The organism is Propionispora vibrioides, from assembly GCF_900110485.1.
Lineage (GTDB): Bacteria > Bacillota > Negativicutes > Propionisporales > Propionisporaceae > Propionispora > Propionispora vibrioides.
In genome coordinates this window covers 230,613-252,088 of sequence record NZ_FODY01000002.1, presented here as the reverse complement: position 1 = coordinate 252,088, position 21,476 = coordinate 230,613, and the positions used below count along the sequence as shown (strand labels likewise).

Sequence of the window (21,476 nt, the reverse complement as noted above, 5' to 3'; positions counted from 1 at the left end):
AATTTGTGGAAGAGGTCAAATCCAAGCTTGGTGGGGCGGAATAGTCGGTTATTTCGGAAAAGTTCAATATATTGTATTGACAAATAGGCTGATAAGGACTATGCTAGAGCCATGGATGATCATCCGTTTTATTTTTACACTACATTGAACATTTGACCAATTAGTTAAACAAAAGTTCAAAAAAGTTTTAAACAAGTGGTGAATAAGAGAGTGCGTTTCACTTATGACCATTTTATTTTTTACCCTCGAGTGAACTTTTGTCTATTTAATTGACCATATGTGCAATATAGGAATGGAGGGAAAGCAAGTGTTAGTTACGTCTAAGGATTTATTTAAGAAAGCGCAGCAGGAGAAGTTTGCTATTCCGGCACCAAATTTCATTGATGTGGATTGGTTGAAATGGCATGTGGAAGTAGCTGAAGAACTTGAATTACCGTTAATCCTGGCTTTAGCGGAAAGCCATATTGGCGACAGCATATCATTGGAAGATGCCGCTATGATCGGCAAGAAATATGCGGAAAATGCTAAAGTCCCGGTGGTCTTGCATCTGGACCATGGGATTACTCCGGGTGTTATAAAAAAAGCGGTTGATCTGGGTTTTTCATCTGTAATGATTGATGCATCGCAGGATGATTTTGCTCTCAATGTAAAAAAGACCAAAGAAATCGTAGCTTATGCCCAGGCACGGGGTGTTGTGGTAGAAGCCGAAATCGGACATGTCGGTTCAGGCGAAAACTATGAAAATCACCAGTTGACTGAGTCAGAATACACCACCGTAGAAGATGCCTGCCGATTTGTGGAAGCAACAGGCGTCGATTCGCTGGCTATTTCCATCGGTACCGCCCATGGTATGTATAAGGGTGTTCCGGAAATTAACTTTGACCGGTTGCGGGAAATCGCAGCAGCTATTGATACGCCTTTGGTTTTGCATGGCGGATCTTCATCGGGGGATGAAAATTTGAATCGGTGCGCCTTGAATGGAATAACAAAAATTAATATTTTTTCTGATTTCCTTAATGCGGCCATGAATGAAATCCAGGAACAAAAGCCCGATCATTACCTGAAGGTAAAGGCTTCTGCCAAAGCAGGTGTGCAAAAATGCTTAAGACATTACTATGCTGTTTTTGCAACCAAGAAATAACCGTTACCTATTGTTTACACAGAACCGGCTTCAGTAAAATCGCAGGAAAAGAGGAAAAGCTATGAATAAGCGCAAGATAAAGGCTCCTTTTCTGATTATTAATCCGAAATCCTATATTTATGGAAAAGAAAGTTTGGAATTAGCTAAAGTTGCCGATCAATTAGCCAAAGAGTACAACATAGATGTCATGTTTACTGCGCAGTTGGTTGATATTCCGGCCATTGTTCAGCATACTTCTCAGCTCATTGTTACGGCTCAACATATGGATGGAATCGTCCCGGGCAGAGGCATGGGTCATGTTTTGCCGGAGGCATTGAAACATGCCGGAGTCGCAGCGGTAGTGTTAAATCACGCGGAACGTCCACTGACGCTGGCCAATTTAGATAAGGCTATGAGACGGGCCGATGAACTGGGGATCATTACAATCGTGTGTGCCGACAGTGTAGCGCAATGTAAAGCTGTGGCGCAGCTTAAGCCGGATGTGATCATTTGTGAGCCGACCAGTTTGATCGGCACAGGACACACCAGTGATGACAGCTATATTCTTGAGACCAACGAAGCCGTGAAGGCAATTGACTCTTCCATATTAATTATCCAGGCGGCCGGTGTAAGTACCGGTGATGATGTGTACCGGGTAATTACGCAGGGAGCCGATGGCAGCGGTGGCACCAGTGGCATATTAAATGCTCCCAATCGAAAAGAAAAGATTCTCGAAATGATAAAGGCCTTAAAAAGAACAGAAAAAGAAAGGATTGAATTGTCATGATCGTACATGGAGATACTTTAGTAGTCAAATCGAATGGAAATCGTCCGTCTTATCATGAAATTACCGAAGAGGTCCGCAGAATCATTGCCGAAAGCAAAGTGCAGGAGGGAATTGTAGTAGTAAGTACTCCTCACACTACTTGTTCCGTATTTTTTGAGGAATATATGCATGATCGGAACTTTAACGGTGATGAAGTAATCCAGGTAGATCTGAATAGAATTTTGGATAAAATTATTCCCCGTTGTGTGACGGAAGGACAATATGGCAGCCCGGGTCCTAAACATACCGAATTTGCCATGGGCCTAAATGATCCGAATTATCCTCCTGATCCCGGAACATTGTTAAACACAGATGCTCATCTCAAAGCAACCTTGATTGGCTCCAGTGAAACCTTTGTGATTCGTGGCGGAAAGCTAATGACCGGAACGGTTGGCTACATCTATTTTGTTGACTGGGATCAGAATAGAGCGCGTAACCGGAATATCTATATACAGGTTTTAGGGAAATAACAGAGAAAGTTAGAAGTAAATGAAATAAGCCAGCCGGTTTCGGCTGGCTTATTTCATTTACGAATGGGTTATTTCTGAGCGCTCTCCATTTCACGGAATTTATCTGCCGAGCGAAGCATGGCTTCAGCAATGTTTCCTCTAAAGCCATTGGCAGAAAGGGCCAGTACTCCTTCAATTGTTGTACCGCCAGGCGAACAGACTGCATCTTTCAATGCTCCGGGGTGCTCACCAGTTTCCAGCACCATTTTAGCGGCGCCTTCGACGGCCTTAGCAGCGAACAAATAGGAATCTTTGCGGGAAAGTCCCAGGGCCACGGCGGTATCCGCCATAGCCTCAATCAGCATATAGACAAATGCCGGTGATGATCCGCTGACAGAGCCGACGGCGCTCATCAGGTCTTCCTTCACTTCTATTGCTGTACCGGAGCTGTTGAAGAGCTTGTGAACACTTTGTTTTTCCGCTTCTGTAATATTGTCCGAGAAGGTGATGCCGGACATGCCGCAGCCAACCATAAGCGGGGTATTGGGCATGGCCCGCACCACTTTCAGCGGCTTGCCAAAGGCGGCTCGTATTGCTGCGATAGAATAGCTGGGGGCAATGGTGATAATGATAGAGTTTTCCTGGATATTTTCGCGGATTTCGTTGATAACAGCAGCATACATGTTAGGTTTGACCGCAAGCAGCAAGAGCTTTGCCTGCCGGGCAACGTCGCGGTTAGTCTGGGCTGTTTGGATTCCGTATTTTTGGTGCAGCGCTTCCAGGCTTTCCGGACGGCCGGTATGTACGAGAATGTCGCTGCCTGTTAAATAGCCGCTTTTCAATACGCCGGACACCATGGCCTCACCCATATGGCCACAGCCGATAAAACCAAGTTCTTTCATGATAAATCCTCCTTAAGGCTTTCGCAGAGTCATACTGGATAACTCGATAATATGAAAAACGGGAATGTTTTGAATCAATCTTTATAGTGATTGTTTTTTACAAATGCTCTTTTAACGAAGCGACTTGCTGTTATCCAGGGCGTGTCTTTAAACTATCCCAAGCGCTTCCTGACGGTGTTTTTTGTGCCATTAAAATTTTTTGAAACAGGGGCCGCTATTCCTGCAAAATTTCGTGTGCCCTTTAGGGTATAATTCGTCTGGCGCAAAAATCACTCGCCATAGATCATTCCGTTAGTTTGTAGACACGCTCTAGTCCGATAGTATGAGTATAGTACAAATTTGTAAATTAATAAAACAGATGTTTCTCATTGTTCCAATTCATTTATTTCATAATAAAAGACATGCCACTACAATTTACACTTTAAAGATAAACGAGTCAGACATGGTATGTTTTGAAATGGTATGGTATGTTTTGTCGATGATTGGTATACTTTGTAATAAGTAGAGAGCCCTGAGTGCGGCAAAAAATCAACAGTCTACAATATATACCTTGCTTGGCATGGTTTATGCTATTAAATAAGGGTGGAGGGGCATATGAAGGAATTACTTAATCAGCTGCTTGCAACGGAAGATAAGAAAAAACCGTATACCGACGAACAACTTGCCCAATTGCTGGGGATGAAAAGAGAGCAGGTTACGGGCTTGCGACGGCAATATGGTATCACCGATTCGCGTACACGACGAAAACCTGTTCTGATGGCCGCATTAAAGGACATATTGCAAAAAAGCCCGCATATCTCTGAGCGGGACCTGACACAACATTTGCGAAGCAAGGGATTTGACATTTCGCGGTTTGCGATTCGCGAATACCGTAGGGAATGCGAACCGGTACCGCCGAAAAAAACGCAACCCGCCCAATTGTTGCGGAAAGAAGCAATGCTGCCAGGCACGCAGCAGCCGGAGGAAACAAACATAACCAATGACGTATTTGCCCATTTTATCGGCTATCAGGGCAGTTTGAAAACCATTATTGAACAGGCCAAGGCTGCCATTTTCTATCCACCCAAGGGTCTTCATACCTTGATTTTGGGAGAACCGGGAGTTGGGAAAAGTGATTTGGCCGAAGCCATGTATCAATACGCCAAAAGTGTACAGCGGATCTCGCGGCAGGCGCCATTTGTTTTCTTTAACTGCGCTGACTATGTTAATAACCCGCAATTGCTGATGGCTCAGCTATTCGGCTATATCCGCGGTGCCTTTACCGGTGCGGCGGCCGATAAGGAAGGCCTGGTTGAAAAGGCGAATGGCGGAATCTTATTCTTAGATGAAGTTCATCGTTTACCGCCGGAGGGACAGGAACTTTTATTTTACCTGATGGATAAAAATTGTTTTCGCCGCTTAGGTGAAACCGAACTGGTCCGTCATGCATCGGTTATGATCATTGCAGCAACCACGGAAAACCCGGACTCCTCGCTGCTCATTACCTTTCGCCGCCGCATTCCCATGCTGATCGAAATTCCTTCTTTAGCAGCCCGTCCTTTTAATGAACGCTTTGAGCTAATGTCGGCTTTCTTTGCCCAGGAAGCTATGCGAACGAAAAACTCAATCGAGATTGATGCGGAAACTCTTCGGGCCTTACTGCTGTTTGAGTGTCCGGGCAATATCGGACAATTGTTAAGCGTTATTCAGGTATCCTGCGCGCGAGCCTTTCTGAACCATGTGATCAATCAGGGGAATATAATCCGTATTACCGTTGAGGATTTGCCGGCGTATGCACGCAAAGGCCTATTAAAAATTCAAAATCGCCAGGATATTGAACAACTGATCGAGGGAAAGCTGATTGTCCACCCTGATCATACCGTTCAGGAAGCAAAGGAGACGGAAAATATATACTCGTTATCGTCTTCTATCTATCAGTATATTGAAGAGCGCTATCAGGATTTGCAAAACAAAAATATGAGTGACGAAACTATTAATTGTATCATTGGCGATGAACTGGAGGTTCGTTTTAAAACAATCATCAAGCATATTGAAACCAATGTCCGTCCTGTTTTAAAAACTGATCTGGTGAAAATTGTCGGGGCAAAAGTGTTTGATGTGTGTGAAAAAGTGCAGAAGTTGCTATCTCATGAATTGCAGCTTGCCGAGGACAAACTGTTCTATTGCCTGGCGATTCATTTGAAAACGACGCTGGACCGTTTAGAAGAAGGGCGGATGGTCGTCAATCCTCATCTGCAGACGATTAAAAAAGAGCACCGCCATGAATATGAAGCGGCGAAAAAAATGGTTTCGATCATGGAGAACGAATTGCAATTGCAATTTCCCGAGGATGAAATCGGCTTTGTGGCCATGTATCTGGTTACATTTGCCAACCAGACAGAGCGACTGGAAGAGGGCCGGGTAGGTATTGTGATTATTTCCCATGGCCATGTTGCCGAAGGAATGGCGGATGTTGCTAACCGGCTGTTAGGCGTTATGCATGCTAAAAGTGTAGAGATGTCATTGGATGAAAGCCCGGAAAATGCCCTGGAGCGGGTTTTGGACACGGCAAAGTCGGCGGATGAGGGAAAAGGTGTCCTGCTCTTAGTCGATATGGGATCGTTAGTTACCTTTGGGGAATTGGTTACTCAAAAGACAGGCATTAAGACAAGGGTAATTTCGCGGGTGGATACCGTGCTGGCCATTGAAGCGGTGCGCAAGGCTGCCTTGCAGCAAATGACACTGGATGAGCTGGCCGGCTCATTGGAGGAAAATCCCCGCTACGTTTCCCGGTTGGGGCTTAAAAAGGAAAAATCGCAAACCAAGCCTAAGGTGTTGATAACTGTTTGCATTACCGGTGAGGGGGCGGCTTTGAAAGTTAAGGAATTAATCGAATCGTTGCTGCCGGAGCTGCCTGAACAGATTGAAATCATGTCGTTTGGCGCCATTCAGGGGAATTTGCACCAGGTTATTCAGGATGTACAACGAACGAAAACGGTGCTTGCCGTTATCGGAACAGTGGACCCGGCCTTACCGCAGGTGGCTTTTATTTCTATTGAAGAACTTGTCAAGGGTGATGGTATTCAAAGAATCAGAGTGCTGCTGGAGGGTGAACGTTTTGTTGCGGCTAACTCCGGCGCAGTCCATGATTATACCCTGCAGGAATTGCTGGCGCCGGAACTTATAGTAGTTGATCCTGCTGTACAGGAGAAGGAAGCGGTACTGCAAAGCTTAAGCGATTTATTGATCCGGCAGCAATACGTGCATGAGAACTTTTTGGAAGGAATTTATCAAAGAGAAGTTTTGCGGCCTACCTATATGGGCAATGGAGCGGCGATGCCTCACACAGATCCTTCTTTTGTAAAGAAGCCGGGGATTGCCATCGCCAAACTGGCAAATCCGATTGAGTGGAACGGTAATCCGGTTCAGCTTGTTTATATGCTGGCTTTAACCGAGGAGTGCCAGACAATGATTAAACAGTTATACAGTCTTATTTGTTCTCAGGAATTTTTATCGGCAGTACAGCAGGTAAAAACATCCGAGCAATTTATGGCAGCAATGCACAACTATGGGGAGAAAGGATGAGTCCAATGAATGGAAAAGAAGCTTTTGCCTTGGTGCCGGAATTGGTCCTGGTAGGGATTGAAGCCAGCAACCGGTGTGAAGTATTGGCAACAATGAGCGGCAATTTATTCCGTCAGGGATATGTGCAAGAGTCGTATATCCAGGCTATTCAAGAACGGGAAGTCCATTATCCCACCGGCTTGCCGGCGGCTGAAATCGGGGTGGCCATTCCCCATACCGATGCTGTTCATGTGAATAGAGCCGCTGTATCCATCGGCATTTTGAAAAAACCGGTATTGTTTCAGATGATGGGAAATCCCAGTCAGATTATCGAGGCGGAGATTGTTTTCATGTTGGCGATCAAGGAGCCGCAAGAACAGATCAACATGCTGCAGAAACTTTCCTCGCTCTTTCAAAACCGCACCCTGCTGAGTAACTTACGTAAGGCCGTGGAGCGGGAACAGGCGGTATCGCTGCTTAACCAGGCATTGCAAATAGGAGCCTAATGGACAAATCTATATAAGGAGGTGAAATTCATGAGTAAACGCGTTGCGATTGTTTGCGGTACAGGAATTGCTACATCAACGATTGTTGCGGAAAAAGTCAAGAAGGGACTGCAAAAGCGGGGTATTACCGCGGATATTTTTCAGTGCAAAATCATTGAATTGGCCAGTCATGCGGCCAATATCGACTTGGTTGTATCGACAACATTTGTGAATAATAAGCTTTCTGTTCCGGTTGTCAGTGCCATCAATCTTATTACCGGTATCGGCGAAGAAGAAGTTTTGGAACAGATTGCGGAGCATCTGCGCTAAGGATGCCTCAGGATACTAAGTGTTGCGACAGTTCCCCGAGAAGTTATCGTAAATAGTTTTATAATATTTGGGAGGTGTAATGAATGGACGCAATTAAGTTTATTTTGGACCTCGGCGCTACCGTTATGTTACCCATTATCATCTTTTTATTGGGCTGGGGACTTGGGCAAAAGCCCGGTCAGGCTTTTCGTTCCGGGATTACCATTGGAGTAGGTTTTATCGGCATTAATTTAGTGATTGGCTTGCTGGTCAATAGCATTGGTCCGGCCGCCCAGGGCATGGTCACCAAAATGGGCATCGAGCTTAATGTCATTGATGTCGGCTGGCCGGCGGCGGCGGGGATTGCTTTTGCCTCCAAAGTCGGCGCCTTTATCATTCCCATTGGCTTAGCCGTTAACTTTATCATGCTGTTGACCCGGACGACGAAAACCGTGAATGTTGACCTGTGGAATTTCTGGCATTTTGCTTTTACCGGAGCCATGGTCAATGTATTGACCGGCAGTTTTTTGATGGGTTGTATTGCAGCAGCCATTAACGTAGTCATTGTATTAAAGCTGGGCGACTGGACGGCCCCGATGATCCAGAAGTTCTACGGTATTCCCGGCATTTCGCTGCCTCATGGATTTTCGGCGGCCTATGTGCCGATTGCTATTCCCTTAAATGCACTTTTCGATAAAATACCCGGTTTAAATAAGATTGATCTGGATACCGATGTAATTCAGGAGAAGTTCGGCGTAATTGGCGAGCCGGTCATTCTGGGCCTGGTGCTGGGCGCCGCGCTGGGCGGCTTTGCCGGCTTCGGTGTAAAGGAAATTCTGCAGTTGGCTATGTCGATGGCCGGGGTTATGTTCTTAATGCCGCGGATGGTCAAGGTGTTGATGGAAGGCTTGATGCCTGTTTCCGAAGCGGCCAGAATATTCTTCCAGAAACGCTTCTCCGGGCGGGAATTTTATATCGGACTGGATTCGGCCATTGCCGTAGGCCACCCGGCTGCGATTACCACAGCCATTATACTGGTACCTATCTGCATTATTCTGGCTATTATTATTCCGGGCAACCGGGTACTGCCCTTTGGTGATTTGGCAACCATCCCGTTTATGGTGGCTATGGTCGCTCCCGTCTGCCGCGGTAATGTATTCCGGTCAGTCATTATTGGCGCTATTGTAATTGCCGTAGGACTGTTGATCGCTACCAACATTAGCGCACTGCATACTACGGCCGCTATTGACGCCGCCTTTAAATTCCCGGCCAACGCCACTTATATTTCCTCCTTGTGTGACGGAGCCAATCCGCTGACCTGGATTTTGGTAAAACTCTTTGCCTTTATTTAATCGCTGTTTCCTAGGGCGTGTTTGCAAATTTCAAAAAAATTTAAGGAAGCATGGCCCCAAAAGCACCGTCAGGGAGCGTTTCGGATAGTTTACAAACACGCCCTAACATTGCATAGCAAAGCGGCACCACCTTTTATAATGGGTGGTGCCGCTTTCTTGTGCCGAAAGGTATTTAATTTTGGCCTGTGCTTTTCCGGGTAGTGGCTGCCAGATACAAACCCAGAAGTGATAAGAAGAGCAGGAAGAGAAAAGTTTTTTGAGTGCCCAGGGTGACAGCCTGAGCCTGGAATGCTGCGGAGGAGTTGGTGCCGGCAGCGAGCAGGGCACCGGTGGTGGCGGTGAAGATGCTGGAGGCCAGTGCTGTGCCCAAGGCGCCGGACAATTGTTGCAAGGTATTGATAATGGCAGTGGCATCCGCATTATAGGGTTTGGCTACTTGATTCAGGGCATGGATTTGAGCCGGCATGGCCAGCATGGAGGCACCAAACATAAAAACGGTATATAGCAGCAGCACCATATATAGCGGGCAGGAAAAGACGGAAAAGATATATACGGTAATGCTTACCAGGATAAAGCCTACTAAAAGTAAAAGAAAAGGTCCTCTCTTATCTAAAATTCTTCCGCTAACAGGGGCCATGATTCCGTTTGTGAGGGCACCGGGCAGCAGGGCCAGTGCCGCAGTGAAGCTGGAATAACCGAGGGCTTTTTGTAAGTAAAGCGGCAGGATAAAACCTGCCGCCAAAACGATCATCATGCTGAGCATGACAATGCCGACCCCTGTGGTAAACAGCGGGTAGGTAAAGATATGTACTTGCAGTAACGGCTGATCAAGGGAGAGCTGACGTTTGATAAAAGCAGCAAGACTGATAATACCCATACTCAGGCAGCCCAGTACTTCCCCGTGATACCAGCCGAGCTCGGTGGAGCGGCTAATCGCGTAAATCATTCCGGTAAAGGCCAGGGTGGAGAGCAGAATGGAGCTATAATCGAGGGGCAGTTTTGTGGGTTGATGAATATCCATGATATATTTGCTGCCCAACATAAAGGAAATGACGAGCAGGGGCAGCATAAAGAAAAAAATCCAATGCCAGTTTAGCCATTCGGATACGGCACCGCCAAAAATCGGACCTAATACAGGTGCAAAAGAAGTGATTAACCCGACCACCCCCATGATTCTGCCCCGTTTATAGACGGGGATTTTTTCCAGGATTATATTAATCATCAGCGGCAAAGCGATGCTGGTGCCGATGGCCTGAATAATCCGCCCGAGCAAAAGCAGCATGAAGTTGGTGGAAAGTGCGCAAAGCAAAGTGCCGGCCAGGCACAATAAAGCTGCTGTTTGAAAAAGTTTTTTTGAAGGGTATTGTTTGACAAACAGCGGCGATAAAGGAATAAGCGCCGCTAAGGTCAGAAAATAGCCGGTTGTCAGCCATTGAACGGTGGAAGCTGAAACTTCAAATTCATCCATCAAGGAAGAATAAACGATATTTAATGCTGTTTCAGAGAGTATGCCGAGGAAGGTAATGATGGAATTTGCTAGGAGTACAGCGCCCATTTGAAAGGGAGAATTTGCTGGATTGGTTTTCATTATGGTCTCCTTTACTGTTAGGTTGCTTGCTATTGACAATGGAAAGCAGCGGCAAAAGTTTATAAACTGATCCGTCCGATTTCGTATTGACAATACAATTGGGTCAATGCTACCATACATATAAGCATTTAGTAAATAAAAATTAACTATAATTATATATTTACTAAATGCTTGTTTATTATAATGCATGATGAGAGCAAAAACAAGCATTTACTAAATGCTTTGAGAGGGGGAAGGGCTTTGATTAAGAGTTCACGTAAAGTGTATGTGTATTTGGGAGTTGTGGCGATTCTGTTAGCGGGACTTGCTATTTACAGCGGCTGGCTAAACAAGAAAACGATACAGACCGAACAACCTGTAGCGGTAAAAGCAATGCAGGTAGTGAAAAAGGATGTCCCCATTACATATGAGTTTGTCGGGAAAGTAAAAGCGAAGAATGAAGTAAAGGTTATGTCCAAGGTATCGGGTAACATTGTAGCCAAGATGGTTAACGGTGGGGAAAAGGTGAATAAAGGCCAGCCGTTATTCAGGGTTGATAACAAGCAATATGTATCGGCGATTAAATCAGCACAGGCAACACTGGATAAATCACAGGCTACGCTCAGAAGCTCCCGGCGAACGGCTGATCGTTATGCCGCGTTAGCCAGCCAGGATGCCATTGCCCGGGAAACTGCCGATTCTTATCAATCCCAGGCCGAGGAGGACGAGGCTGCCGTGGAGGCAAACCAGGCGGCCTTACGGGAGGCAGTCGAAAATGAACGGGATACATTAATTGTATCGCCTGTGGATGGCCGCATTGATATTAATGATGTAAGTCTGGGCTACTATGTTGTGGCCGGTTCGACTACGATGGCAACGGTATCCTCGGTTAATCCTGTCTGGGTACAGTTTACGATGAGTGAAAATGAATATTTGAAGCTTCTGCGCAGCGGCAATGGCATGCTGCCTGCTTCGCTTAAAGATCATGTTATCCTTACGCTTAGTGATGGTACACAATATCCGTTGGCGGGACGAATTGAGCAAGTTGATCGCGGACTTGATGAGAATACGGGAACTATCACTATGAAGGCGGCCTTTGAAAATCCCGATAATTTATTGTCGCCAGGCATGTTTGCCAAAATTGTGGCGCAGGGAGAAATCAAAAAAGATGCTGTGTTAATTCCCCAAAAGGCTGTTAAGGAGCTTTTGGATAAAACCATTGTCATGGTGGTCACAGCGGATAACCAGGCAGAGAGCCGGCAGGTAAAATTGGGTAATCAAGTCGGTGATATGTGGGTGGTAGAAGAAGGTCTTACGGGTGAGGAAACCGTTATTGTCGAAGGGATCGATAAAGTAAAAAAAGGTACTGCTTTAGCGGTAACTGTGCTGGAAGCAGGCGAGGCAGCTGCTTTCAGCCAGCAGTAGGGAGGCGTTTGAATGGCTAATTTCTTTATTAAACGTCCTATCTTTGCTATCGTTTTATCAGTAATCATTACGCTTTTGGGAATAACCTCCGCCTGGACCCTGCCGGTGGCGCAATATCCCAAAATTTCGCCGCCGACCATTTCCGTAAGCACCACGTACCAGGGAGCCAATGCCGACGTAGTGGATCAAACGGTGGCGCAGGTTATTGAAGAACAGGTCAATGGTGTAGAAGATATGGTGGCCATGTCTTCTACCAGCAGCGATTCCGGCTCCTATCAATTAAGCATTCAGTTCGAAACAGAAAAAGATTCGGATACGGCCGCCGTACAGGCGCAGAATCGGGTTGCTCAGGCTAATGCTTCGCTGCCCAGTACGGTACAGTCAACGGGTGTTACCACTCGTAAAGCATCACAGGACATGTCGCTGATGTTCAATCTCTGGTCACCGGACGACAGCTTTGATGCCAAGTTTATTAAAAACTACGGGACGCTCTATCTGATTGATGATATCAAACGAGTGAGCGGTGTAGGTGAAGTAAGCGCTTTTGGCTCAAGTTACAGCATGCGTATTTGGTTACAGCCGGAAAAAATGGCCCAGCTTGCCGTTTCGGTAGATGAGGTCGTTGCGGCTGTTGAAGCCCAGAACATCCAGGCTGCATCAGGTGCGGTAGGCAAAATGCCGGTCGACTCTAAGCAACAATTTCAGTATACGACACGGGTAAAAGGCCGGTTAAGCGATCCGGAGGAATTTGAAAATATTGTTGTGAGAACAAAAACCGACGGCGGCTTTATCCGGCTGAAAGACATTGCCCGAGTGGAATTAGGCAGCGAGGATTACAATTATGACAGTCTTTTAAACGGTCATACTGCCGTTGGTTTTGGCGTAAAACTGACCAGTGATGCCAATGCGCTGGAAACGATCAGCAAAGTCAAACAAGTATTGGAGAACGCCTCGAAAAATTTCCCTGACGGTCTCGAGTATAAAATTGTGGTCGATACCTCTGACTTTGTGCGGGAATCCATGCGGGAGGTTTCTAAAACTTTTTTTGAAGCCCTGCTGCTGGTCATTCTTGTGGTATTTGTTTTTTTACAAAGCTGGCGGGCTACCTTGATTCCTGTACTGGCGATCCCGGTATCACTGCTGGGAACCTTTGCCGCTTTTAAATTGCTTGGTTTTACCATTAATACACTTACCTTGTTTGCCATGGTACTGGCTATTGGGTTGGTGGTGGATGATGCCATTGTGGTTATTGAGGCGGTTGAACATCATATGCGTTATGGCGGATTATCACCGAAGGAAGCAACCCGGAAAGCGATGCAAGAGGTTTCCGGTCCGGTAGTAGCCATTGCTTTTGTTCTGGCGTCGGTATTTTTGCCGGTGGCTTTCTTTGGCGGTACGACGGGGATTTTGTATAAACAATTTGCTCTGACTATTGTCGTTTCAATGGGACTATCGGCACTGGTTGCTCTGTCGCTGACGCCGGCGCTTTGTGTCATGCTGCTAAAGCCGCACGAAACAGGTAAGGAAAACAGTTTTCTGCAAAAGATGTTTTCACAGTTTAATGGCTGGTTTGAGAGAACTGTGGCCCGCTATGGCCAGGGCCTGCATAAGGTGATTGCCAAAAGCCGGTTATGCATGGTGCTGCTCTTGGTTCTGGTCATCTTGTGTGGCGGTTTGTATAAAATGGTGCCTTCATCGTTTATTCCCGAGGAAGACCAGGGCTACTATATGACCGCCATTACCCTGCCGGAAGCTGCCAGCTTGAACCGTACGATGGCAGTGATGAAGGAGTTTAGCCAAAACGTGCTGCAACAGTCAGGGATCAAGACGGTCATGTCCCTGGCCGGCATGGATATGCTGGGCGGTGGTTCCAAGACGAACAGTGGAGCCATGTTTGTTTCGCTCAATCCCTGGAGTGAGCGGGAAACTGCCAATACGCAGGTGAAAGGGGAAATCAGTCAGACAATGCAAGCCGGTGCAGGGCTTGCCGAGGGAACAGTCATTTCCTTCGCACCTTCCGGTCTTCCCGGTCTGGGCATGGTCGGCGGCTTAACCTTGATGATTGAAGACCGGGGCGGTGGTACGATGGCTGAGCTGGACAGCGTGGCCAACAAATTTGTTGAGGCTGCGCAGGCGCGGCCGGAACTGGCCTCGATCACAACGGCTGTTAAGGCCAATACCCCGGGCTATGAATATGAAATAGACCGTGACAAGGCCGAGCAGTTGGGGGTTGAGATTGATGATGTGTTTACGGCGCTGCAGGTTTTCCTGGGCGGTAAGCAGGTCAATGACTTTAATAAGTTTGGCCGTTCCTATAAAGTCACGCTGCAGGCAGATACGGATTTTCGCCGTGATATCAACGCTACCCAGTATTTTTTTGTGAAAAGTGCAAATAGTACCATGGTGCCGTTAAATACACTGTTAAAACCCAAAAAGGTTGTCGCGCCTACGACAATTAGCCGCTATAATGGCGTCAAGGCCATACAAATTAACGCTACCCAGGGGACAGGCTATAGTTCAGGACAGGCGATGACTGCGTTGGAGGAAGTGGCAGCGCAAACCTTGCCCAGCGGCTATACCTATGAATGGTCCGGGCAGAGCCGGGAGGAAAAGATATCCGGCGGGCGAACGGCTATTATTTTCTGCATGGCCTTTCTCTTTATGTTTTTATGTCTGGCCGCGCTGTATGAAAGCTGGAGTATTCCTCTGGCGGTGCTTCTTTCGGTGCCGACCGGTGTATTTGGTGCTTTCCTGTTCCAATATATACGGAATCTGGAGAATAGCATCTATATGCAGATCGGTCTGGTCATGTTGATTGGGTTGGCCGCTAAGAATGCTATTCTAATTGTCGAATTTGCCAAAGTGAGAGTTGAGGCGGGACTGACACCGGTCGAGGCCGCTGTCGAGGCCGCCAAAATCAGGGTGCGTCCTATTTTGATGACCTCCTTAGCGTTTATCATTGGTTGTATTCCTCTGGCCATTGCCACAGGGGCAGGCGCCGGCGCCCGAAACTCGATGGGTACGGCGGTAGTCGGCGGTATGCTTATGGCTACCGTTTGCGGTATTTTTTTAATTCCTGTCTTGTTTGTAGTCGTGGAGCAGGTGACCGAACGGGTGAATAGGTTGCGGACAAGGCAAAATGAGAAGGGATAATAAAACGTGTCAGGCGTCTGCTTTAGCAGACGCCTGACACGACACGTATTGCAGATTATCTGTACTTTGAACTTTAAAGAAGGGAAAGTGTGATTTTTTTGTCATTTTAATACTTTTCCTGTAAGGCCTTTGTCGAGAGTTGCTGGATAAAATTTTCCATTAGGTGATGCAGAGGATGCGGAAAGTGTGATACTATAGAGATGGATATTTCCCGAGAAATAATCTGCAAAGATAGCAAAAAAAATACTCAGATAGGCAGGTAGACTGATGGACGAAATGTGGAAAAAACTTCAAAACGGGACAGATATACGGGGGATTGCCATTGCGACTGAAGGCAAAGCGGTGAATCTTACGGAGGATAAGGTGAGGGCTATTGCCTACGGCTTTATTACCTGGTTGTCGGCTAAGACGAAAAAGAATACTGGTGATTGTAAAGTGGCGATTGGTATGGATTCGCGCTTGTCAGGGCCGGCTTTAAAAGCTGCGCTGATTGAAGGGCTTACCCGGGAAGGTTGCCAGGTGTATGACTGCCAATTAGGGACGACGCCAGGAATGTTTATGACCACTGTATTGGACGAATATAGCTGTGACGGAGCCATCATGGTTACTGCCAGCCATTTGCCCTTTTACTATAACGGACTGAAGTTATTTACCAAAGCGGGAGGCTGTGAAAAGGAAGATATTCAGGCTGTGTTGGAGCTTGCCTCCCAGGGGATCACCGGGACAGGGCGCGATAATGGCACGGTGCAGGCAGCCAACCTGATTGATTCTTATGCGAAGGTATTGGTCGATACGATCCGTCAGGGCGTTAATTCCAAAGTCAATTACGAAAGACCGTTACAAGGCTGCAAAATTGTTGTGGATGCCGGAAACGGGGCAGGCGGTTTTTTTGCCGGCAAAGTATTGCAGCCTTTAGGGGCCGATACAACGGGCAGCCAGTTCCTGGAGCCTGACGGTCATTTTCCCAATCATGCGCCAAACCCGGAAAATCCGGCGGCCATGGAAGCCATCAAAGCCGCTGTATTGAAGAATAAGGCCGATTTGGGCATTATTTTTGATACCGATGTGGACCGGGCGGCTGTGGTTAGTTCCGACGGCGACGAAATCAACCGCAACGCTTTGATTGCCTTGCTGTCCGCCATCGTGCTGAAAGAGCATCCCCAATCCTACATCGTAACAGATTCAATAACCTCCACCGGACTGGGAGAGTTTATTGGGCAACTGGGCGGGGTGCATCACCGTTTTAAACGGGGCTACAAGAATGTAATCAATGAAGCGAAGCGCTTAAATCAGGAAGGCAAAGAAAGTCATCTAGCCATTGAAACCTCCGGCCATGCCGCTTTAAAAGAAAATTATTTCCTTGATGACGGAGCCTATCTTATCGCTAAGATACTGATTACCATGGCAACTTTGCGCGAGCAGGGGCTGGAAATCCAGAGCTTGATCAAGGACCTGAAAGTTCCCAGTGAAAGTGTTGATTTCCGGCTGGGTATTACGGTAGACGCTTTTAAAGAATATGGTACGGAGGTTATTCAGACTATTGAGGAGTATGCGAAAACGGTAGAGGGCTGGAGTCTGGTTCCCAATAATTATGAAGGAGTCAGGATCACCGATAACACCTCATCCGGACAGGGCTGGTTCTTATTGCGGCTGTCGTTGCATGAGCCGGTATTGGCATTGAATATTGAGTCGGACGTACCTGGCGGGGTGGCCGTCATGCTAAGTAAGCTTACCCCTTTCTTTAAAAAGTTTGAAAAACTGGTTTATTCGTTTCACTAATAACAGGTAAAGGCGAGGCCGTCAGACATCCCCAAGCCTGTTTTGGGATGAAAGGACCCTCTCGGCATAACCTGCTGGGAGGGCCTTTTTTAGCAGGTTATGACTTGCATTTTTGCTGAAAATAAGGTAAAATAAATCAACTAACAACTTTTTATTTTCGAATAAGGTTGTTAGTTGATAAATCTAATTTTGATAATTATATAAAACCAGGGACAGTTGATTTAGTCGTATTAGTTTAAGATGGAGTCTTTAATAAAGGCTTCATTTTTTTCATCTATCGTCAAAATGTAATGACTTTTTAAGAAAGGAAGTGTGGTGTATGGAAAAGATTCGTATTGGGTTATTTGGCTTTGGAAAGACAGGCAAAATTATAGCTAATGAATTCTTGCGGAACGATTCATTTTTGCTTGAATGGGTTGTTCGTAAAGGTTATGAAAGTCATCATAAATATGCCAGTCGTTTGCTGGGCTATGAATTTGAGGCAGGCGATATATACTCCATGACGGATATCACAGACACTTTCTTTCTGGAAAGAAAGGTAGATGCTATTGTTGATTTCTCCAGTGCGGCCGGAGTTTATGAATATCGGCCGGCAGCTGAACTTAAAATTCCTATTGTATCGGCCATCTCAAAATATGGCGAAGCGGAACTGAAGCAGTTGCGGGAATACGCTAAATCCACGACAGTGCTGTATTCTCCTAATATTACACTGGGAATTAATGTACTGTTGGTGGCGGCTCAGGTATTGCAGAAGATTGCTCCTCATGCAGACATTGAAATTGTCGAGGAACACTTTGGTGAAAAAAAGGAAGTTTCCGGTACGGCGAAAAAAATAGCCGAAGCACTAAATTTAGACGCCGCGCGACATGTACATTCTATCCGGGTTGGCGGAATTGTCGGCAATCATCAGATTGTTTTTGGTATGCCTAATCAGACCATCCGTTTATCCCACGAGAGTGTATCACGGGCCGCTTTTGGCCAAGGGGCAATTTTTGCAGTAAAGCATATTATCAATCAGCCTACAGGGATGTATCATATGGAAAATATCGTTGCAGATATGTTCCGTAATCATATTCCTGTTTATTAATCAGTGTGAAAAGCTTAGTTAAATAAAGCTCTTCCCCCAAACGCAAACTATGGTATAATGCCCTTAGATAAAAAAGAAGGCCAACCGGTGGAAAACGATTGACCTTTTCTCCACAAATTTGTGGAGGGATTGCAGCGATATCATTATACCAATTTGGTAAAGAAAAATGTATAAAAAATGTAAAAAAAAATGTAAAAAAGATGAAACAGCTTTCTGACTAGGACAAGCAGCAAAGGCAAGGGGGAATGTTTGTGGAATTTTTAAAGAAGCTATGGAACGTGCTTTGGATCACTGTGGCGGTATTCTTGCTGGTGGTTTTTCTAACGGCAGCCAGAATGGCTTTCTTTGACACGTATATTCAAAACGATTTAAAAAATAATGTGATATATAAAAGCATAATCGAGGAAAACAATAAAAACCATCAATAGCGACTGTCTTGCGGCGTTCTGTCATTTTGTCGCAAGAAACAGTCCGGAATTTCTATTTGGTTGGAAAACCTTATCATATACAGTGATACGACTTTACGTTAGATGGCCGGGGATTGGCAACCCCGGCTTTTTTATTGGAACAAACCGGTTATAAAAATAAAAATGATGAATTTTAGCAAGGATTATGGCGCTATTTGGTGAAAAATGATTTATTTAGATAAAATTTACATATGATATTGTATATTTTATCTAATTGGATACTTTTTGATATTTTAAAGGAAATAGGACTTTTGCACTGGTTGCCGGGACTATGGTACTATTATGTAAAAGAATATAAGGGGGCTGGAGAATTTGGGCAAAAGCAGATGTCGGTGCGGCGGTAATAAGTATGAGACAGTGGATATTACACCTGTTGGCTTGGCAGATAAAAGGTGTTTCACCCGGTGTTCCAGATGTGGGCTGGTAGTGACCGTATCTAATTATCAGAGTCCTGTGAAAGAAGCATCCCCCCAGTCTTTTCTTCATCTGTTTCGTAGTGCCTGGAGCAGCATCCGGTAAGATACAGAGAGCCTTCGGGCTCTTTTTTTATGTAGGGAAGGCTTAGCCTCCTTCTGACAGGTGGTTCTCCGGGCATGTTAAGCCGGTAACGGAAACTTGACAGGAGTTGTTTGGCACCGGCCGGTCGAAAAAGGTGTTTTTTGACAAACAACGCAAAGGGCAGTACAATAAGGAAAGATTGTTCACGCATGCAGGGCGTGCTTTTTTTTGCATGTTCCGAAAGAGGCGAGCTGTCTTGCGTACAAACGGGATGGTGGTCTTGCTGAAGGCAGTCTTGCTGGAGTTTCCCAGTGAATGCCTTACGCGGGAAGGAGAATGGTACATGGAAAGGGCTGATGACGGTCATGGTGACAGTTAGAGAAAAAGTTCGGTTTGTTGAGACGGACATGATGGGAGTGGTTCATCATGCCAATTATTTTCGCTGGTTTGAGATGGGACGGGTTGAGTTTTTGCGTCAAGCCGGGATTTTATTGCTGGATTTAATGGCTGACGGGATTGTGTTTCCGATTACCGAGGTGAGCTGCCAGTACCGCGCCTCTGCCAGATTTGATGATTATATATTGATTGAGACAATTCCCCAAGTGCTTTCTAAGGCGAAGATGGAGTTTACTTACCGGGTTATACGGGAGCGGGACGGAATATTGCTGGCTGAAGGGTATACGCAGAATGTATTTACCGATACTAATGGAAAAATAGTGCGACTGTCCGGCCGTTATTATGAGTTATTGCAGGCGGCGCAAAATAAGACAGAGAGCTTGTAAGTATAGCAGTATATCTCGCAGTGGAGACGGTTGGACTGCATTGGTCGTTGGCGGATAATTCCTTAATTAGGTTTGGGCGTGTCTTCAAATTATCCGAAACGATTCCTAGCGGTGCTTTTTGGGCCAGACTTCATTAAATTTTTTGAAATAGGGCCGCTATTCCTGCAAAATTTCGTGTGCCCTTTAGGGTATAACTCGTCTGGCGCAAAAATCCCTCGCCATAAATCATTCCGTTATTTTGAAGACACACTCTAGTTAATTTGCAGGAATTTGGTAAGAATACATAGAAACTCTTGGTATAAAAAGGCGTAGATCAATAGCAGATCATGGCGAACCAGGCGGATTATTGCCGGGTATAGCCAAAACAAATAGAAAATGGGGGCCAGGTTGTGGATTTCTTAAATGTGATTGTAGTGTTGGCAATAGTGCTGATTTTAGCGGTTTGGCTGTATATTGCCCGCCAGGGTGATGCCGAATTTGAATTTTTGGTAGATCAGCGTACGAAGTTTACATTGACCGAAGCTAATGAAGTGATGGCGGCGTTTACCTGCCGAGTTCCTTTTATCAACAAGGGAACGCAGGATGGAACCATCATGGATGCTTATACGCGGCATCTGCTGCCCTATGAGCAGTATGACGGAGTGGAAGTGGTTTCCCGTCTGGCGCTTGAAACGGCGCCGCGTACCGATGCATACTGGGAAGCGCTTATTGTACCGTTTGGTACGGGCCAGGCTGTGGATGTGACACTGATCCTGACTGCAAAGAATAAGGATATTGCCAGGACGCTGCCGGACATGGTGGACATGTCGCTGGATATTGTGTACCAGGTGGTGGCCCGCAGTGAATGGTATCTTGCCAAAGGGTCGCGGCTTTATATTGACGCCGCCGAGTTGCGGCAGGCCTATGAGGCGGGACAAAAGGCGCAAGCCTAGATATTAGGAGGCAGACACACATGGCTGAACTTGAATTGATACCGGTTCGTACCCGGTTGTTGACACATAAGGATAATATTGTAGATGCCATTGAGGAATATGCAAAACAGAACATCGGACCCCATGATATCGTTTCAGTAGCGGAAAGCGTAGTTGCCATTACGCAGGGACGGCTGGTGCGTCCGGAGGAAATGAAAGTTTGCTTTTTGGCGAAAATATTAAACCGGTTTGTACCGCAAAAGGGCAGTTTGTCCAGCGTCTACGGCATGCAGGCGGCGATGGACGCCGAAGGAAAATGGCGTGTGTTATTCGCTATGATCATGGGCGTGCTGGCTAAACTGGTCGGTAAAAACGGTGTTTTTTATGAAATGGCCGGCGAACAGGCGGCGCTGATTGATGATGTGACAGGGACTATGCCGCCGTTTGACAAGCATTTGGTCTATGGACCGAAGAATCCGCAGAACGTGGCGGAGGAAATCAAAACGCGCCTGGGTTGTTACGGCGCGGCAGTAGCCGATGTAAACGATTTGAAACGGGCTGCTGTATTAGGTGTGTCCAGCGGATTGGACCCTAAGAAATTGGCCAGAATTTTAATTGATAATCCTTTTGGCAACGCATCACAGCGTACACCGATTGTTATTATTAAAAACTACGCGTTGCTGGAAGCTGCCGACAGTGGTGAAGCGTAAATAGACAGCGCCATGGCGTTTTCCGGCAAAGCAGCTTTAACAGCCCGGCGTGCCGGGCCTATGGTATGAAAGACCGGAAAAAGAGGATAGACTAGACTATCCTCTTTCTTA

At 46.2% G+C, this 21,476-nt stretch carries 18 protein-coding genes; 16 read left to right on the top strand and 2 right to left on the bottom strand.

Annotated features, from left to right (window positions below):
* The first annotated feature begins 307 nt into the window (after positions 1-307).
* The 3 genes from BMW43_RS03055 to BMW43_RS03045 all read left to right on the top strand — a co-directional run bounded on the left by BMW43_RS03055 (position 308) and on the right by BMW43_RS03045 (position 2,416).
* Entirely contained in the window at positions 308-1,141 is an 834-nt protein-coding gene (locus BMW43_RS03055; RefSeq protein WP_091743926.1) for a class II fructose-bisphosphate aldolase, read from the top strand.
* A 61-nt stretch (positions 1,142-1,202) separates the two neighbouring features.
* The gene (locus BMW43_RS03050) at positions 1,203-1,907 is read left to right on the top strand and encodes a triose-phosphate isomerase (protein ID WP_091743925.1); all 705 of its coding nucleotides are present in this window, start codon (positions 1,203-1,205) and stop codon (positions 1,905-1,907) included.
* Positions 1,904-2,416, top strand: a complete 513-nt coding sequence (locus tag BMW43_RS03045) for a YjbQ family protein (RefSeq protein ID WP_091743924.1) — start codon at positions 1,904-1,906, stop codon at positions 2,414-2,416. Before BMW43_RS03050 ends, BMW43_RS03045 begins: the two co-directional genes overlap by 4 nt.
* 68 nt (positions 2,417-2,484) lie before the next feature.
* Here BMW43_RS03045 and proC read toward each other — a convergent pair whose 3' ends face one another.
* A complete protein-coding gene (gene proC, locus BMW43_RS03040; RefSeq protein WP_091743923.1) occupies positions 2,485-3,297 on the bottom strand; it encodes a pyrroline-5-carboxylate reductase in 813 nt (270 codons plus the stop codon).
* Positions 3,298-3,891: 594 nt separating this feature from the next.
* Here proC and BMW43_RS03035 point away from each other — a divergent pair.
* The 4 genes from BMW43_RS03035 to BMW43_RS03020 all read left to right on the top strand — a co-directional run bounded on the left by BMW43_RS03035 (position 3,892) and on the right by BMW43_RS03020 (position 8,986).
* Positions 3,892-6,861, top strand: a complete 2,970-nt coding sequence (locus BMW43_RS03035; RefSeq protein WP_091743922.1) for a sigma 54-interacting transcriptional regulator — start codon at positions 3,892-3,894, stop codon at positions 6,859-6,861.
* A gap of 5 nt (positions 6,862-6,866) precedes the next feature.
* Positions 6,867-7,346, top strand: a complete 480-nt coding sequence (locus BMW43_RS03030) for a PTS sugar transporter subunit IIA (protein ID WP_177173443.1) — start codon at positions 6,867-6,869, stop codon at positions 7,344-7,346.
* Between the two features lie 30 nt (positions 7,347-7,376).
* On the top strand, positions 7,377-7,655 hold the full coding sequence (locus tag BMW43_RS03025) for a PTS sugar transporter subunit IIB (RefSeq protein WP_091743920.1): 279 nt from the start codon (positions 7,377-7,379) through the stop codon (positions 7,653-7,655).
* Between the two features lie 83 nt (positions 7,656-7,738).
* The gene (locus tag BMW43_RS03020) at positions 7,739-8,986 is read left to right on the top strand and encodes a PTS galactitol transporter subunit IIC (protein WP_091743919.1); all 1,248 of its coding nucleotides are present in this window, start codon (positions 7,739-7,741) and stop codon (positions 8,984-8,986) included.
* A 172-nt stretch (positions 8,987-9,158) separates the two neighbouring features.
* Here BMW43_RS03020 and BMW43_RS03015 read toward each other — a convergent pair whose 3' ends face one another.
* Entirely contained in the window at positions 9,159-10,574 is a 1,416-nt protein-coding gene (locus BMW43_RS03015; protein WP_177173442.1) for a DHA2 family efflux MFS transporter permease subunit, read from the bottom strand.
* Between the two features lie 240 nt (positions 10,575-10,814).
* On the opposite strand from BMW43_RS03015, the gene BMW43_RS03010 reads away from it, so the two are divergent.
* From BMW43_RS03010 to BMW43_RS02975, 9 genes are all read left to right on the top strand, one after another.
* On the top strand, positions 10,815-11,978 hold the full coding sequence (locus BMW43_RS03010; protein WP_245732198.1) for an efflux RND transporter periplasmic adaptor subunit: 1,164 nt from the start codon (positions 10,815-10,817) through the stop codon (positions 11,976-11,978).
* A gap of 12 nt (positions 11,979-11,990) precedes the next feature.
* On the top strand, positions 11,991-15,131 hold the full coding sequence (locus BMW43_RS03005) for an efflux RND transporter permease subunit (RefSeq protein WP_091743916.1): 3,141 nt from the start codon (positions 11,991-11,993) through the stop codon (positions 15,129-15,131).
* A 267-nt stretch (positions 15,132-15,398) separates the two neighbouring features.
* Positions 15,399-16,910 carry a phosphohexomutase domain-containing protein gene (locus BMW43_RS03000; RefSeq protein WP_091743915.1) on the top strand — a complete coding sequence of 504 codons (1,512 nt, stop codon included), beginning with the start codon at positions 15,399-15,401 and terminating at the stop codon, positions 16,908-16,910.
* A gap of 319 nt (positions 16,911-17,229) precedes the next feature.
* Positions 17,230-17,997, top strand: a complete 768-nt coding sequence (locus BMW43_RS02995; protein ID WP_091743914.1) for a 4-hydroxy-tetrahydrodipicolinate reductase — start codon at positions 17,230-17,232, stop codon at positions 17,995-17,997.
* 251 nt (positions 17,998-18,248) lie between these two features.
* A complete protein-coding gene (locus tag BMW43_RS21000) occupies positions 18,249-18,425 on the top strand; it encodes a hypothetical protein (protein WP_177173441.1) in 177 nt (58 codons plus the stop codon).
* A gap of 793 nt (positions 18,426-19,218) precedes the next feature.
* Positions 19,219-19,341, top strand: coding sequence for a hypothetical protein (locus BMW43_RS21665; RefSeq protein ID WP_281246113.1), 123 nt, complete (start codon positions 19,219-19,221; stop codon positions 19,339-19,341).
* Positions 19,328-19,744, top strand: coding sequence for an acyl-CoA thioesterase (locus BMW43_RS02985; RefSeq protein ID WP_091743912.1), 417 nt, complete (start codon positions 19,328-19,330; stop codon positions 19,742-19,744). The genes BMW43_RS21665 and BMW43_RS02985 overlap by 14 nt, the downstream gene beginning before the upstream one ends.
* A 389-nt stretch (positions 19,745-20,133) precedes the next feature.
* A complete protein-coding gene (locus BMW43_RS02980) occupies positions 20,134-20,676 on the top strand; it encodes a hypothetical protein (RefSeq protein WP_091743911.1) in 543 nt (180 codons plus the stop codon).
* A gap of 20 nt (positions 20,677-20,696) precedes the next feature.
* Positions 20,697-21,365 (top strand): coenzyme F420-0:L-glutamate ligase, encoded by a 669-nt coding sequence (locus tag BMW43_RS02975; RefSeq protein ID WP_091743910.1) that lies wholly within the window; start codon positions 20,697-20,699, stop codon positions 21,363-21,365.
* The last annotated feature ends 111 nt before the right edge of the window (positions 21,366-21,476 follow it).

What these genes read in the sequence shown, in the direction of transcription:
- BMW43_RS03050 (WP_091743925.1), top strand. Translation starts at nt 1,203, where the DNA reads ATGAATAAGCGCAAGATAAAGGCTCCTTTTCTGATTATTAATCCGAAA.
- BMW43_RS03045 (WP_091743924.1), top strand. Translation starts at nt 1,904, where the DNA reads ATGATCGTACATGGAGATACTTTAGTAGTCAAATCGAATGGAAATCGT.
- proC (WP_091743923.1), bottom strand. Translation starts at nt 3,297, where the DNA reads ATGAAAGAACTTGGTTTTATCGGCTGTGGCCATATGGGTGAGGCCATG.
- BMW43_RS03035 (WP_091743922.1), top strand. Translation starts at nt 3,892, where the DNA reads ATGAAGGAATTACTTAATCAGCTGCTTGCAACGGAAGATAAGAAAAAA.
- BMW43_RS03030 (WP_177173443.1), top strand. Translation starts at nt 6,867, where the DNA reads ATGAATGGAAAAGAAGCTTTTGCCTTGGTGCCGGAATTGGTCCTGGTA.
- BMW43_RS03025 (WP_091743920.1), top strand. Translation starts at nt 7,377, where the DNA reads ATGAGTAAACGCGTTGCGATTGTTTGCGGTACAGGAATTGCTACATCA.
- BMW43_RS03020 (WP_091743919.1), top strand. Translation starts at nt 7,739, where the DNA reads ATGGACGCAATTAAGTTTATTTTGGACCTCGGCGCTACCGTTATGTTA.
- BMW43_RS03015 (WP_177173442.1), bottom strand. Translation starts at nt 10,574, where the DNA reads ATGAAAACCAATCCAGCAAATTCTCCCTTTCAAATGGGCGCTGTACTC.
- BMW43_RS03005 (WP_091743916.1), top strand. Translation starts at nt 11,991, where the DNA reads ATGGCTAATTTCTTTATTAAACGTCCTATCTTTGCTATCGTTTTATCA.
- BMW43_RS03000 (WP_091743915.1), top strand. Translation starts at nt 15,399, where the DNA reads ATGGACGAAATGTGGAAAAAACTTCAAAACGGGACAGATATACGGGGG.
- BMW43_RS02995 (WP_091743914.1), top strand. Translation starts at nt 17,230, where the DNA reads ATGGAAAAGATTCGTATTGGGTTATTTGGCTTTGGAAAGACAGGCAAA.
- BMW43_RS02985 (WP_091743912.1), top strand. Translation starts at nt 19,328, where the DNA reads ATGGTGACAGTTAGAGAAAAAGTTCGGTTTGTTGAGACGGACATGATG.
- BMW43_RS02975 (WP_091743910.1), top strand. Translation starts at nt 20,697, where the DNA reads ATGGCTGAACTTGAATTGATACCGGTTCGTACCCGGTTGTTGACACAT.